The 14,517-nt window shown below is 39.4% G+C and carries 9 protein-coding genes; 6 read left to right on the top strand and 3 right to left on the bottom strand.

Features of this window, described 5'->3' with window-relative positions:
- The first annotated feature begins 123 nt into the window (after positions 1 to 123).
- The 5 genes from H9L23_RS21740 (at position 124) to H9L23_RS21720 (ending at position 10,131) form a co-directional block, all read left to right on the top strand.
- Entirely contained in the window at positions 124 to 3,282 is a 3,159-nt protein-coding gene (locus H9L23_RS21740; RefSeq protein ID WP_187592288.1) for a SusC/RagA family TonB-linked outer membrane protein, read from the top strand.
- Positions 3,283 to 3,299: 17 nt separating this feature from the next.
- The gene (locus H9L23_RS21735) at positions 3,300 to 4,781 is read left to right on the top strand and encodes a RagB/SusD family nutrient uptake outer membrane protein (protein ID WP_187592287.1); all 1,482 of its coding nucleotides are present in this window, start codon (positions 3,300 to 3,302) and stop codon (positions 4,779 to 4,781) included.
- Between the two features lie 266 nt (positions 4,782 to 5,047).
- Complete coding sequence (locus H9L23_RS21730) at positions 5,048 to 8,176, top strand: SusC/RagA family TonB-linked outer membrane protein (RefSeq protein ID WP_187592286.1); 3,129 nt, start codon at positions 5,048 to 5,050, stop codon at positions 8,174 to 8,176.
- Between the two features lie 18 nt (positions 8,177 to 8,194).
- Positions 8,195 to 9,673 (top strand): SusD/RagB family nutrient-binding outer membrane lipoprotein, encoded by a 1,479-nt coding sequence (locus H9L23_RS21725; RefSeq protein WP_187592285.1) that lies wholly within the window; start codon positions 8,195 to 8,197, stop codon positions 9,671 to 9,673.
- Positions 9,674 to 9,681: 8 nt separating this feature from the next.
- Complete coding sequence (locus H9L23_RS21720; protein WP_187592284.1) at positions 9,682 to 10,131, top strand: hypothetical protein; 450 nt, start codon at positions 9,682 to 9,684, stop codon at positions 10,129 to 10,131.
- Positions 10,132 to 10,193: 62 nt separating this feature from the next.
- Here the strand turns inward: H9L23_RS21720 and H9L23_RS21715 are convergent, their stop codons facing one another.
- Both H9L23_RS21715 and H9L23_RS21710 read right to left on the bottom strand, forming a co-directional pair.
- Complete coding sequence (locus tag H9L23_RS21715; RefSeq protein WP_187592283.1) at positions 10,194 to 10,601, bottom strand: DoxX family protein; 408 nt, start codon at positions 10,599 to 10,601, stop codon at positions 10,194 to 10,196.
- Position 10,602: 1 nt separating this feature from the next.
- Positions 10,603 to 11,502, bottom strand: coding sequence for a S66 peptidase family protein (locus tag H9L23_RS21710; RefSeq protein ID WP_187592282.1), 900 nt, complete (start codon positions 11,500 to 11,502; stop codon positions 10,603 to 10,605).
- A gap of 40 nt (positions 11,503 to 11,542) precedes the next feature.
- Here H9L23_RS21710 and metG point away from each other — a divergent pair, with 40 nt between their 5' ends.
- Positions 11,543 to 13,651: a methionine--tRNA ligase gene (gene metG, locus H9L23_RS21705; protein WP_187592281.1), complete on the top strand. Its 2,109-nt coding sequence runs from the start codon at positions 11,543 to 11,545 to the stop codon at positions 13,649 to 13,651.
- A 73-nt stretch (positions 13,652 to 13,724) separates the two neighbouring features.
- Here the strand turns inward: metG and H9L23_RS21700 are convergent, their stop codons facing one another.
- The gene (locus tag H9L23_RS21700; RefSeq protein WP_187592280.1) at positions 13,725 to 14,447 is read right to left on the bottom strand and encodes an SDR family oxidoreductase; all 723 of its coding nucleotides are present in this window, start codon (positions 14,445 to 14,447) and stop codon (positions 13,725 to 13,727) included.
- Positions 14,448 to 14,517 lie beyond the last annotated feature (70 nt).

Genomic DNA, 14,517 nt, shown 5'->3' with positions numbered 1-14,517 from the left:
ATATCCCAATCATTAATCATTAAACAACCGCAATAAAAATAGGTGCAGTTTTTATTGTTGAATTTGTATTGAAGAATACACAACCAATGCACGATTATTAACTAAACTAAACTAAATTTTTTTATGAAAAAACTTCTACAAAGTTTGTTCATATTGCTGTTTATTGCCTCATCGGCAATAGCGCAAGAAAGAACAATCACTGGTACAGTTACGGGTAAGGAAGACGGAATGCCGCTTCCTGGTGTAAGTGTTAAAATTAAAGGCGCAACAGGAGGAACCACAACTGGTGCAGATGGTAAATACACTGTCCGTGTAACATCAAGAGCAACAACATTAGAATTTTCTTACATCGGTTTCACTACTCAATCAAGAGCAATTGGGGGTGGATCGGTGATCAATGTGGCTTTAGAGAGCGACTCTAAAACATTAACAGATGTGGTAGTAACTGGTTATGGCGTAACCAAGAAAAAAGATTTTACAGGATCGGCTTCCAGCGTTAAGGGTGATGATTTAAAAGATAAACCGGTACAAAGTTTTGTACAGGGTTTAACAGGTCAGGCTGGCGGTGTGAGTATTATTCAGCCAAATGGTTTGTTAAACAATCCTCCGGTTATCCGTGTAAGGGGAGTAAGTTCAATTTCGTTGAGCTCTTTCCCTTTGGTCATCGTTGATGGTATCCCCTTTCCTACTGGTGACGCTTCAGCCAACTCTGCAGCAAATAACCCATTGGGTGATATTAACCCTGCGGATATCGAATCAATCGATATCTTAAAAGATGCGGCTTCAACTGCATTATATGGTTCTAGAGCTGCGGCAGGTGTATTGGTAATCACCACTAAAAAAGGAAAAACGGGCGATGCCAAAGTAACTTATGATGGTTGGGTGGGCGTAAACAATGCCGTTCGTTTGCCTGAAGTATTAAATGCCCAACAATACATCGATTCGAAAAATGCTGCAGTTAAAAACGCATTGGGGATCAATCCGAATGCACTTACTGCTGCTCAAAGAGACGCTAACGGCTTGAGTTTTTTCCCGAGCTACAATGCAGATGGTTCACTGGTAGATACTAAATGGTATGATGAGGTTTATAGAACGGCTTATTCGCAAAACCATAACGTAACCATAAGCGGGGGAACAGCCAAAACGACTTATTACATTTCTGGCGGTATTTCTGATCAGGACGGTTTCTTAAAAGCAAACTCTTTCCAAAGAAACTCAGCACGTGCCAATTTAACGCACAAGGCAACAGAATGGTTAGAATTAAATTTAAACCTGAATTATAACAACAGTTTCAATAAATCTCCACAAAGTGGATCTGCTCCTGGTTCAGCATTTTCATCTTCTGGTTTGGGCCGTATTGCTGTTGCTGCTGCACCAAACGTTTCGGTATATAAACCAGATGGTAGCTATAATCTAAGCGGTCAGTACATAGGTAATAATGCCAACCTTATTGCAGGAACATGGGCACACCCAACCGTATTAGTAGAAAAAGACTTGAACACATCAGAAAATACCCGTTTTTTAACCAATTTGGGTGCAACTTTCAAAATTGTAGATGGATTAACTTTTAGATCAAACTACTCCTGGGATAGAAGTAATACCGAAAATATTCAGTTCTGGAATCCTTTATCTGGAGATGGTTTTACTTATACGGGTTATGCATACAATAATACTGCGCGACGTAACAACTGGAACTGGATCAACACTGTACAGTATAACAAAACTTTTGGTGGCGACCATAATTTAAATTTAACCTTAGGTTCGGATGTTCAAAAAACAAGAACAGTAAACTGGGGAGCTATCCGTCAAGGCTTAGGCGATCCTACTTTCTTCGATCAGTTTCAAGGTACTTATGTAACCAATGTTCCTGGGGGAAACAGCATTAACCAAATTTCTTTCGAAGCTTATTTGGCAAGTGTAAGTTATAACTACAAGGGTAAATATTTCTTAAGTGGTAATTTTAGAAGAGATGGTAATTCTGGTTTAGCACAAGAAAACAAATGGGGTAATTTTGGTGGCGGATCAATTGGATGGTCTATCTCTCAGGAAGATTTCTTCAAAAATTCATCTTTAGCAAATACAATCAGCAATTTACGTATCCGTGCAAGTTATGGTAGAGTTGGGAATGCAAACGTAGGTTCGTACAACGAATATACTACTTACAGCCCAGCTTTATATGGTGCTATTCCTTTTGCCTGGTTGTATGGACAGGCTGGAAACAAGGATTTGAAATGGGAAACCAGTAACCAGACCGATATCGGTTTAAATATTGGCTTCCTGAAAGACAGACTTACTTTTGAGGCTGACTACTTTCATAAAGATATCAATAACTTAATTTTAGATGTTCCTCAGGCGCCATCTAAAGGTATCCCTGGCGGAAGTATTCTTGCCAACGTGGGCTCGATGTATAACAAAGGATTTGAGTTTGCTATATCAGGTGTTCCTGTTAAAACAACAAACTTTACCTGGACTACTAACCTAAACTTTACCACGATTAAAAATGAGGTAACTGCGTTAGATCCTAATGTAAAACAGATTATTGGTACAACCAGTACATTAGAATCGGCAAGTATTACCACTGTTGGACAACCGATCGGAAGTATTTATGCTGTTAAAACAAATGGTGTTAACCCGGCTAACGGACGTAGGATTTTCATTAATGCGGCAGGCCGTGAAGTGCAATACTTACACCTTGGGGGCGCAAATGCATGGACGTATCTTGATGGTACGCCGGCTTCTTCGCCAGCAGGTGATGCTCAGGTAATCGGAGGAACTTTACCTAAATGGTACGGTGGATTTAACAATACCTTTGCTTATAAAAACTTCGATTTAAACATCATGTTTACTTACTCGGGCGGTAATTATATCTATAATGGTTCACGCGCAGGATTATTGGATCAACGTTTCTGGAATAACTCAACAGAGATCTTAAATGCCTGGACTACTCCTGGTCAGGTAACCAATATTCCAAGAGTGGTTTATGGGGATAACGTTTCCAATGGATCATCATTCCCTATTGATGCCAATGTTGAAAAAGGAGACTTCCTGCGTTTACAGGCGGCAACCCTGGGATATAAAATTCCAAAATCTGTGTTTGGTAAAACCGGTATCAGTGGTGCAAGGGTTTATGCCTCTGTAAACAATGCCTTTATTATTACAGGTTATACAGGTGTCGACCCAGAGATATCTACCAATGGTAACTCAAACCTTGCAAGCGGTGTCGAGCGTAATAGTATTCCTCAGGGAAGATCTTTTACATTCGGAATTAGTTTAGGATTATAATTTAACTACAAATCAACATGAAAATTTTTCATATCAATTCATACAAACTGAAGGTTGCTACATTGGCGGTAACAGCACTGCCATTAATAGGCTTGGTATCTTCTTGTAAAAAAGATTTTTTGGTGGCAGCACCAGAATTGACCCTTCCCGATCAGGACGCATTTGCTAATCCAACAAGGATTTTAGGACAGGTAAATGGTTTATATGTATCACTTAAATCCGGTTCGTTACTGGGTGGCAGGTACGAGATTTACAACGATATCAGGGCCGAGGAATTTACGAACAGGTTAAGTAATAATGTTACCGGTTATGATGTTTATGGTGGTACCAATAACTCTACCAACACCTATATTGCCAGTTTCTGGTCGCAGGGTTATTTAACCATAAACAGGGTAAATCTCTTTTTAAAAGGGATAGAAACCAACTCAACTGTTTTAACCCCTGCTTTAAACGCCAACTATATTGGTGAGGCTAAATTTATCAGGGCATTAAGCTATTTTTCTTTAATACAGATTTTTGCTAAACCTTATGTACAGAATAACGGCAGCTCACGTGGTTTGCCATTGCGTTTGCAACCCGAAACTTCACTAGCCAATAATGCATTAAAAAGTAGTACCGTTGCAGCGGTGTATGCGCAGATCATCAAAGATCTGGATGATGCAGAAGCTGGTTTACCTGATGGACAGGGTTCTGCTTTGGCTAACACAACCAGGGCGCATAAAAACACAGCCATCGCATTAAAAACGCGTGTTTATCTGGCTATGGGCAACTATGCAAAAGTAATTGAAGAAGGAAATAAACTGGTTCCGCAAGTTGCGCCGTTTATTAACGCAGCAAGAACGCCCCATGCTTTACAGGCCAATGTTGCTAATGTTTTTGCTGCTCCTTATACTACTTCTGAATCGATTTTCTCTTTACCAATGGCAGATACCAATGCACCCGGAACACAGAATCAGCTTGGGTATTACTATAACAGTAACGTAGAATATTTTCTAAACCAAACAGGTGCTGGTATATACGCCGACGCTGCTTGGCCTGCAACTGATGCGAGGAAATCCAGTTTAACAGGTAACGTAGCGCTGTCTTCTACCAGTACGGTACGCAGGGTAACTAAATTCTCAGGCACTTCACCGTTTATAGATTTTGTTCCAATTATTCGCTATGCAGAAGTATTGCTTAATGTTGCTGAGGCAGAAGCTTTAGTTACGGGTGGTAATTTAGTGCGTTCGAGAGCTATCCTACAGGCAGTGCGTACACGTTCTGATGCTGCTTATGTATTTGGTGCTTTTGCAACCCCAACTGATCTGGTAAATGCAATTCTGAAAGAAAGACGGATTGAGTTGCTGGCTGAAGGGTTTAGGTATAACGATCTGGCCAGAAAAGCCACTCCTCTTCCTTCTTTTGGTATAGGTACAACTGTTCCTGTTTCGGATGATCGTTACACTTTCGCAATACCGCTTGCAGAAATTAATACGAACTCAGAAGTTAATAACTTTTAACTAAAATAATATTGCTGAGGCTATCTGAAAAGATAGCCTCTTTTTTTATGTACTCTTTTTCTGAAATCAGCTTATTTAAGCTAAATTTTAACCCTTTGGCCTGTTGCCGGCACTTGCTTGATCCTATAATTAACCGCTGATTATCAGTTTATTTCAAGTTTTAAGGCCTTTTTAAAAATAGTATAAATTTTTATTTTGTAAAATTTGTATTACAAAATACTAAGTCTTATATTGTACTATTATTAACTAAACTAAACTATTTTTTTATGAAAAAACTTCTACAAAGTTTGTTCATATTGCTATTTATTGCCACCTCAGCAATAGCGCAAGAAAGAACAATCACTGGGACAGTTACGGGCTCGGAAGACGGAATGCCGCTTCCTGGTGTAAGTGTTAAAATCAAAGGAATATCCAGTTCTGGTGTTTCTACCAATGCAACAGGTAAATTTTCAATTAAAGTAAGTACAGATGCAAAAAATTTGATTTTTTCTTCTGTTGGGTATTCCACACAGGAGGTCGCCATTCGGGGAAGCGTAATCAATGTTTCTCTAGAAGTTGATTCAAAGTCACTATCAGAAGTTGTGGTAACAGCATTGGGCCAAAAAAGAGAAGCCAAATCTTTAGGTTATGCTGCTACAACAGTTAAAAATAGCGATTTAACGGCAGGCCGCTCTACCAATGTGGTAAATGCCTTGGCGGGTAAAGTAGCGGGTGTAAAAATTCTTTCAACCGGTGGCGCAACAGGTGCATCATCAAACATCAATATTAGGCAGGCCACAACCTTTACCGGATCGAACCAACCGTTATGGGTATTAGATGGTATTCCAATTGATAATGGTGGTGGAGCCCAATCTGTAAATACAGGAAGTACAAGTTCGAACAGGGGTATTGACTTAAATCAGGATGATATAGAGTCGGTAACGATTTTGAAGGGACCAGCTGCAGCCGTACTCTATGGCTCCAGAGCTGTTGCCGGGGCAGTAATTGTAACCACTAAAAAAGGAAGTAAAGGGCAGGCCGGAAGAGTAGAATTAAGCAGTAATTACAATTATATAGAAGTTAACCGTTTACCTGATTATCAGAATCAATATTCTCAGGGTGCCAATGGATTATATGATTCTTTTTCGCAAATGTCGTGGGGAGCGAAAATAACAGGGCAAACGGTTACCAATTACCTTGGTAATCCAGAAACCCTGACAGCTTATCCGGATAATGTTAAGGATATATTTAAAGGAGGTTATAACCTGCAGAATAACGTTACTTTTTCTGGCGGTACTGAAAAAACAGCGTACTACTTTAATTATGGAAATTTTAAAGAAAGTGGATATATTGATAATAACACTTTAGCAAAAAATAACTTTACCGTTAATGCCAGTACACAATTGAGCAAAAACTTAACCATTAGTTCTTCCATTCAGTACATTCATAATAATTCTGTGGGTACTCCTACCGGTAATGCAAGGTCTAATCCATTATTCGATGGGATGACTTTACCAAGGACCTATAATCTTGCAAATTATCCATTTGAAACGGCAGCAGGCTTAAATAATATACCAAGCAACCGTGTTAACAATCCAGGTTATACTTATTATAATGTTTTGGGTACAGATAACCCACTATGGTCAATTAAATATGTTTTATTTAAACAAAAAATAGATCGAGCCATTGGTAATGTTGGTTTAGATTATAAAATAGCTGATTGGTTAAGTGCCAATTACAAAATCGGGATTGATCAATACACCAATGTTTCTAAAACAATCAACGAAAAATCGGCAAACAATAATCAGTCTGCCAGTAGATCCGGCTCCATTATCGATAACACCACCAATAGACGTGAGGTAAGTTCGTATTTCAATTTGGTGGCTAACAAAAGGTTTTTAAAAGATTTCGGCGCCAGATTTTTATTGGGTAACGAGATTAATTATAGAAGATTAGATCAGCTACAGGTTACTGGTAATGGTATCCAGGCCGCTCATAATTACAATATTTCTAATACCTTAACTTACGTTCCGGCTCAAGCTATAACAGAACAAAGTTTGGTAGGGGTATATGCCGATATTAGTTTAGATTATAAATCTTTTGCATACCTGTCATTTACAGGTCGTAGAGATGTTTCTTCAACTTTTGCTCCTGATAAAAGAAGTTATTTTTACCCTAAAGTAGATGCCAGTTTCATTGCTACAGAGGCTTTCCCACAGTTAAAACAAAATGATATTTTAACTTATTTGAAAATCAGGGCCAACTATGCGAAAGTGGGTAGAGAAGCGCCAGTTTACAGTACGGGTACCTATTTTGGTACTGTGGGTCCTTCTGATGGTTTCGGCCCAAATCTGATCTTTCCATTTAATGGAGTAAATGGTCAAACTTTTTCAAATGCAGCAGGTAACATTAATATCAAGCCCGAATTTACAGCTTCAAGAGAAGTTGGTTTAGAGGCTAAGTTTTTAAAAGACAGGTTAAGTATTGATGTTGCTTATTATAGCACAAAAAGCACCGACATTATATTTTCTGTTCCCAGTGCGCCGTCTTCAGGCTTTACCAGTACCCTGCTAAATGCCGGAACTTTAAAAGCCCATGGTATTGAATTGTTAATCAGTGGAACACCGGTAAAAACCACAGACTTTAACTGGGATTTATCTGTAAACTTTACCAAAGGAAGAAATGAGGTGGTAGAGCTTGCACCGGGAGTGCCTTTTATTGGTAACGGTGGTTTTACCAATCCACAAGGCCGTATCGTTACCGGATACCAATACGGAACGTTATTTGGCCAGGTATTTAAAAAACTTAATGGTAAGGATGTTGTGGATGCAAACGGTAGGTTGAGCTCTGGTCAGATCAATACTGCAGAATTACAGCCGATTGGCGATCCAAACCCAAAATGGACGGGCGGTGTAAATACAACCTTCTCTTATAAAGGTTTATCATTAAGTTTATTTGCCGATATACGTTACGGTGGCGATATTTATTCGAGAACAATTACCGATTTAAGAAGATATGGTGTTGCTGCAGAAACAGGCAACAGAGATCGTTTATATGTGCATAATGCAGTATATGCCGATGGTTCGCCAAACAATACTTTAATTACGGCCGAACAATATTATAGTGATTTGTATTCTTCAGCAGCTCAGGAGTATGCGGTTTTCGACGGTTCCTGGATCAGGTTACGTGAAGCGACATTATCTTATCGCATCCCGAGCAAATTATTAAACAAACTAAGCTTTATAAAAGGGATTAATGTTGGTTTAACAGGAAGAAACCTTTTGATGTATGCGCCTAATTTCCCTCACTTAGATCCGGAGAATAACCTTTTGGGTGTGGGTAACGGACAGGGGATTGAGTATAACGGCCAGCCTCAAACAAGAACCTATGGTGGATTTTTAAAATTATCATTTTAGTATTAGGAGAGTTTAAATATGAAAATTAATATAAAGAAAATAGTTTTTGGATTGGCATTGGCCATGACAGGACTGAGCTCGTGCAAGAAATTTGTAGACATTAATGATGATCCTACGCGATTAAAAGATCCAGACGCAAGTTTAGTTTTACCTGCAGCGCAAGGTAATCTTGGCTTTACAATGGGTTCTGATATACACCGTTTTACTGCGTTATGGGCGCAGCAGTTTGCTGCACAGGGCGGTGGTGCAGCCCAACCCACACAATATGATAAATATGCCATAGGTGAAGGTGATATCAATAACACCTGGGCGGCAACTTTTGCAGGTACTTTGGCCGATTTGCAAAAGGTAATCGAAAAAACCAAAGCAACAAGTCCAAAATATGCAGGTGTTGCAGAATTAGTAAAAGCGTATGTTTATCAAACCCATGTTGATGCGTTTGGAGATCTGCCTTATACAGAAGCTATTGGCTATGAGGCAAATTTAAAACCTAAGTTTGATGGATCTTCAGCCATATATGATAATGTATTTGGTTTAATTGATGAGGGCATTGCAGATATCAAAAAAGCATCTTTATTGGCCCCTACAACCGATGACCTTTTTTATGGCGGTGATATGGATAAATGGGAACGTTTTGGAAATGCTTTAAAGTTGAGAATGTATATCCACTACTTTTCTACCAATGGAACGGCTGCAGATGCAACTAGAGCTAAAACGGGTATAACTGCTATATTGGCTGCCAATAAACTGTTAAGGGCGAATACCGACAATTTTCAAATGCGGTTTTTAACTTCTGCCAATCAAACCAATCCTATTCACCAATTTGAGGGATCAAGACCAAACCAGTTTTTTCCGAGTAAAACTTTGGTTGATATCATGAATGCAAAGAGCGATAGCAGGAGAAATTCATTTTTTACCTTACTGGGAGCTACGTATGTTGGAGCCACTAATGGAAATGGTGATATAGTAGTAAGTACTTCCTTTTCGCGCATGAGCACTTACCTTAGAGGAAAGCTTTCAGCAGGTGCATATTCTGGCGAAGCACCAATAAGAATGTTAACTTTTGCTGAGCAAAATCAGATTTTAGCTGAATATTTTGCCAGAACAAACGGAGGAAATGATTTAACCACGGCAGATACCTATTATAAAGCCGGTATAACAGCATCCTTTTCAGCTGCTATAGAGTTTTCTGATCCAACAACAGAAGGTGCAGCAGTAACTGCCGGTTTAGCCACTTATCTGGCTTCAACAAATGGAACTTTGCTTACCGGTAATGCGCTACAAAAAATTATTGAGGAAAAATTTGTATCTAACTTTGGGGTTGCCATAGAGCCGTGGACGGACTGGAGAAGAACAGGCTTTCCTGCATTATCACCAGTATCTCCTGCAACAGCTATTCCGCGCATATTGCCCTATTCATTTAACGAAAGAAGCTACAATCCTAACACACCAGCCCGACCTTCAGTATTTGTAAAATCTGTATTCTGGGATAAATAATTATAACTATGAAAAGAATTTTAATCATATTATTTGCATCAATTTTAGGCCTTGCCTCATGCAAAAAAGATCCAAAGCAACCTGAAACACTTGATACAGCCGCTACCATTACTTTTGATGGTAATTTAAACACGGTATCGGGTACATATTCAAGTTATGCCGCAGCTACTCCTACCATAAAAGGAACAGGAACTGTAAATATTGTAGTTACTTATAGTGGAGATGTAAAAACACTTTCATTTACTACGCCAACAGGTACGGTTATTAACAATCTGGGCACAGCGACAGTAAGTGGCGGTTCTTATACCTTTACTAAACTGGTAAAAGATTTACGTGGTGTGGCTGATGCTCCACTTCCTACCTCTGGTACAAGTGGAGCGGTTGTTTTAACAGTTACGGCTACCCTCGGCAATGGACAGACGGTAAAACGCTTTTTTACCATTAACATTACCGGATAGATTGATAAAAAAAGGGCTTGGAAATTTTCCAGGCCCTTCTTTTTTATTGGGAACAATTAAGTTTACTTTTTATCCACGCTATACTTCCCCGGGCCAATAAAAATCAAACCGAAAAATACAATGCCTAATTCTATTGCATGACTGGCGCCGCCTAATCCATCTCCTTTGCCAAAATGCACTAAAGCCGCAATAATCATGGTGAAGATCAACAAAATCAGGGCAGGTCTGAAAAACAGACCTACAATCAGAAGAAAACCGCCAAAAGTTTCTGTAGCTGCGGCCATAAAGCCCCAAAATATCGGTAAAAAATCTATTCCGATTACTTTCATACTTCCGCCTAAGTTTGTCCAGCCATTCGGTCCGCCAGCCAGCTTAGGGAAGCCGTGAATGATAAACATCACCCCTATACCTATGCGTAGAAGTAACAAACCTGTATTGCGGTATTTTCCTAAATTATCTAAAATCGCCATCTTATAAATATTTAAATTGAACGTTATTGGTTTCTACATGTAATGCTACCTCAGCACCTAAAATCATGCATAGGTTGTTTTCGATATGCCCTGTAGGGAAATTAAAGCAAACCGGATAGTCATATTCCTTAACAATGTCCCAGATTACCTCGTCAGCTGTTTGCCCGAATGAAATCTTTTCTTCTGCTATCTCATTAAAAGCACCTATAATCAAGCCTTTTAATTTCGAGAGTTTATCTGCCCTTTTTAGCATCCTTAACATCCGGTCGATGCTGTATTCGTGTTCACCAACATCCTCCAGAAAAAGAATTTTATCTGTAAAATCCATTTCCGAAACTGAGCCTTGCATCATGGCCAATAAAGTGAGGTTACCGCCGATTAAAATCCCACTGGTTTCTCCTGTTTTATTTGTAAATGTACTTTGGTAATTATACTCCTGTTTTTCGCCAAATAAAGCCTTCTGTAAAGAATTTAGAGCTTCGGGAGTGGATTCATCAAAGGTGTAGGGCATTTGGGCATGGAGACACTGTGTATGGCTTTGTGCAATCAGGTGTGAAAGTAATACCGTAATATCGCTGAAACCCACAAACCATTTCGGGTTTTTGTCGAATTCCGTAAAATCAAGTTCATCAATGATACGGATGGTACCATAACCTCCACGGCCAGAAATAATGGCTTTGATAGACGGATCATCCAAAAAACGTTGAATATCTTTTGTTCTTAAATTGTCGCTTCCGGCAAACTGGTGGTGGCTTGCGTATACACTATTACCTAAAATAACCTCTAAACCCCATCCTTTCAATATTTCAATGGCATGGTCTATCGGTTTGGGTAATTTTTTTGCCGGACAAACGAGGGCAATTTTATCTCCTTTTTTTAAATACGGGGGCTGCTTAATCATCTTCAAAACACTTATCTTTGCCAAATTAATAAAAATTGTTTTGGATAATAGTAAAATAAAAAGATATACCGTAACTGCAGCGCTTCCATATACCAATGGACCGGTTCATATTGGGCACCTTGCCGGTGTTTACATTCCTGCAGATATTTATGCCCGTTACCTAAGATCGAACAAACGCGATGTGAAATTCATCTGCGGATCTGACGAAAACGGAGTTCCAATTACTTTAAAGGCCAAAAGGGAGGGAATTACCCCACAGGAAGTTGTAGATAAGTACCACAAAATTATTGGTGATTCTTTTAAGGAATTTGGGGTTTCTTTTGATATTTATCACCGTACCTCTTCGCAAACCCACCATCAAACAGCGGCCGATTTTTTCGAAACGCTTTATGAAAAAGGTGTTTTTACGGAAGAAATTACTGAGCAATATTACGATGCCACAGCAAAGCAATTTTTGGCCGACCGTTACATCACGGGTACCTGCCCAAAATGCGGTAATGAAAATGCTTATGGCGATCAGTGCGAAAACTGCGGTTCTACACTTAATGCTACCGATTTAATCAATCCAAAATCTACCCTATCGGGCGATAAGCCGATTTTAAAAGAAACCAAGAACTGGTTTTTACCGCTTGATAAATACGAAGACCGTTTACGTACTTATATCGAAAGCCATAAAGAATGGCGCCCGAATGTTTATGGCCAATGCCAAAGCTGGTTAAATGCTGGTTTACAACCCAGGGCAATGACCAGGGATTTGGATTGGGGCGTACGTGTTCCCCTTCGCGATGCAGAAGGTAAAGTGCTTTATGTGTGGTTTGATGCACCAATTGGCTATATTTCTGCTACCAAAGAACTTTGTAACTATGCAAAACTCGACGTTTGGAATCCAAAGGCTGAAGAATATTACATCAGCAGCTACGAAAACGATAAATGTGGTTGGGAAGAATATTGGAAAAGTGATGAAACCAAGTTAGTGCACTTTATTGGTAAAGATAACATCGTTTTCCACTGTATTATTTTTCCTGCGATGTTAATGGCACATGGCGAATATACTTTAGCCGATAATGTACCTGCCAATGAATTCCTGAATTTGGAAGGTCAAAAAATATCAACTTCTAAAAACTGGGCTGTTTGGCTGAATGAGTATTTAAGGGAATTTGAAGGTAAACAGGATGTTTTGCGTTATGTATTAACAGCAACCGCTCCCGAAACCAAAGATAATGACTTTACCTGGAAAGATTTTCAGGCCAGAAATAATAATGAATTGGTCGCCATTCTGGGTAACTTCGTAAACCGGGTAGTGGTACTTACACATAAATATTTTGGTGGCACCGTGCCTACCTGCATGGGAATTACTGACGTAGATCAGGCGGTTATTGATGAACTGGCTGATTATCCTGCTAAAATCTCTGCTTCTATCGAAAATTACCGATTTAGGGAGGCCTTATCAGAAGTAATGAATGTTGCGCGTTTAGGTAATAAGTACCTGGCCGAAACTGAACCATGGAAACTGATTAAAACCGACGAGGACCGTGTGAGGACGATTTTGCATATTGCGCTTCAAATCGCAGCCAATATTCAGATCCTGATTGAGCCTTTCTTGCCATTTACTGCTGAAAAACTAATGAAAATGCTTAAAAACGGTGGGCACGACTGGGAAAATGCAGGTACTGTTAGCTTGTTAAAACGTGGTCATGAGATTGGTGAGGCTGTTCTTTTATTCGAAAAAATAGAAGATGCTGAAATTGATTTCCAGATTGAGAAATTAAACCAGAGCAAAGCAAGCAATGCGGCAAGTACAGCAGTTGCTGTTCCGGCAAAAGAGAATATCCAGTTTGATGATTTTTCTGCCATGGACATCCGTGTAGCGACCATTGTTGCTGCTGAAAAGGTAGAGAAAACAAAAAAGCTTTTAAAATTAACGGTAAATACTGGTGTTGACGAAAGAACAGTGGTTTCCGGTATCGCCGAATATTACAAACCTGAAGATATTGTTGGTAAACAGGTAAGCATGATCGTAAATCTTGCTCCACGCGAAATCAAAGGAATTTTATCGCAGGGCATGATCCTGATGGCCGAAAACGCCGAAGGAAAACTCACTTTTGTGGCTCCTGTAGAGAAGTTTCAGGAAGGTAGCGTAATCCGGTAACAGGATCAATCTAAATTAAAAAAAGCCATTTGGTCGACTGATCAAATGGCTTTTTCTTTGCATAGAAGCTGAATTAAGGATTCATCCGCTTAAAATATTCGCTTATCGTATCATTATTTGCTTTTGCCCGGTCGCCGCTTGTCCCGAAGGTCAGTTCTGTTTTACCTTCCTTCATCTGTTCAAATACCGAGGCTACAAACTCACTCACAGGAGGATGTGCATCATGGATCCCTTTTCCACCCAAATCAGTGTTTAAGGCTGGCGGAATCATTTCAATCACCTCTATTTTCGAATCTTTTAGGCTATGGCGTAAAGAAAGCGTAAAAGAACGCATAAATGCTTTAGTGCCACAATAAACAGGTATAGTAGATAAAGGTACAAATGCCAGTCCTGAGGTTACATTAATAACCGTATCCAGTGCATCCAGGTTGCTAAACAGTTTTGTTAAGTGCAGTGGCGCTAAAACATTGGTGGTAATTTCGTCATTTACTTTTTCGTAAAAATCATCATCACCAATGTTCATCCAGTTTTGGATACCTGCATTGTTTACCAGTACGTTTAAATCACTGTGATTTTCAGCAATCCAATTGTACAGCTCAATTCTGCTTTTTTCATCTGACAGGTCGCACACCTTTGTGATCACAGAAGGTAATTTTTCTTTTGCCTCTTGTAATGCCGATTCACGTCGGCCACAGATGATCACCGTATTATTTTCTTTTATAAATCTTTCGGCCAGCCCGAAGCCTATGCCACTTGCGCCGCCTGTGATCAGGATTTTGTTATTTGCTAATTTCATGTTCTTAATAAATTGATAAGGCAAAGATGAAGCTATTAATAAGATTTATTATGGTGAGTAGTACAGTTTT

It is taken from the genome of Pedobacter roseus (genome assembly GCF_014395225.1).
GTDB lineage: Bacteria > Bacteroidota > Bacteroidia > Sphingobacteriales > Sphingobacteriaceae > Pedobacter > Pedobacter roseus.
The sequence above is the reverse complement of the archived record's forward strand: the minus strand, read 5'-3'. Positions and strand labels throughout refer to the sequence as shown.

Excerpts from the sequence above, each read along its gene's own strand:
- H9L23_RS21740 (WP_187592288.1), top strand. The coding sequence starts at position 124 with ATGAAAAAACTTCTACAAAGTTTGTTCATATTGCTGTTTATTGCCTCA.
- H9L23_RS21735 (WP_187592287.1), top strand. The coding sequence starts at position 3,300 with ATGAAAATTTTTCATATCAATTCATACAAACTGAAGGTTGCTACATTG.
- H9L23_RS21730 (WP_187592286.1), top strand. The coding sequence starts at position 5,048 with ATGAAAAAACTTCTACAAAGTTTGTTCATATTGCTATTTATTGCCACC.
- H9L23_RS21725 (WP_187592285.1), top strand. The coding sequence starts at position 8,195 with ATGAAAATTAATATAAAGAAAATAGTTTTTGGATTGGCATTGGCCATG.
- H9L23_RS21720 (WP_187592284.1), top strand. The coding sequence starts at position 9,682 with ATGAAAAGAATTTTAATCATATTATTTGCATCAATTTTAGGCCTTGCC.
- H9L23_RS21715 (WP_187592283.1), bottom strand. The coding sequence starts at position 10,601 with ATGGCGATTTTAGATAATTTAGGAAAATACCGCAATACAGGTTTGTTA.
- H9L23_RS21710 (WP_187592282.1), bottom strand. The coding sequence starts at position 11,502 with ATGATTAAGCAGCCCCCGTATTTAAAAAAAGGAGATAAAATTGCCCTC.
- H9L23_RS21700 (WP_187592280.1), bottom strand. The coding sequence starts at position 14,447 with ATGAAATTAGCAAATAACAAAATCCTGATCACAGGCGGCGCAAGTGGC.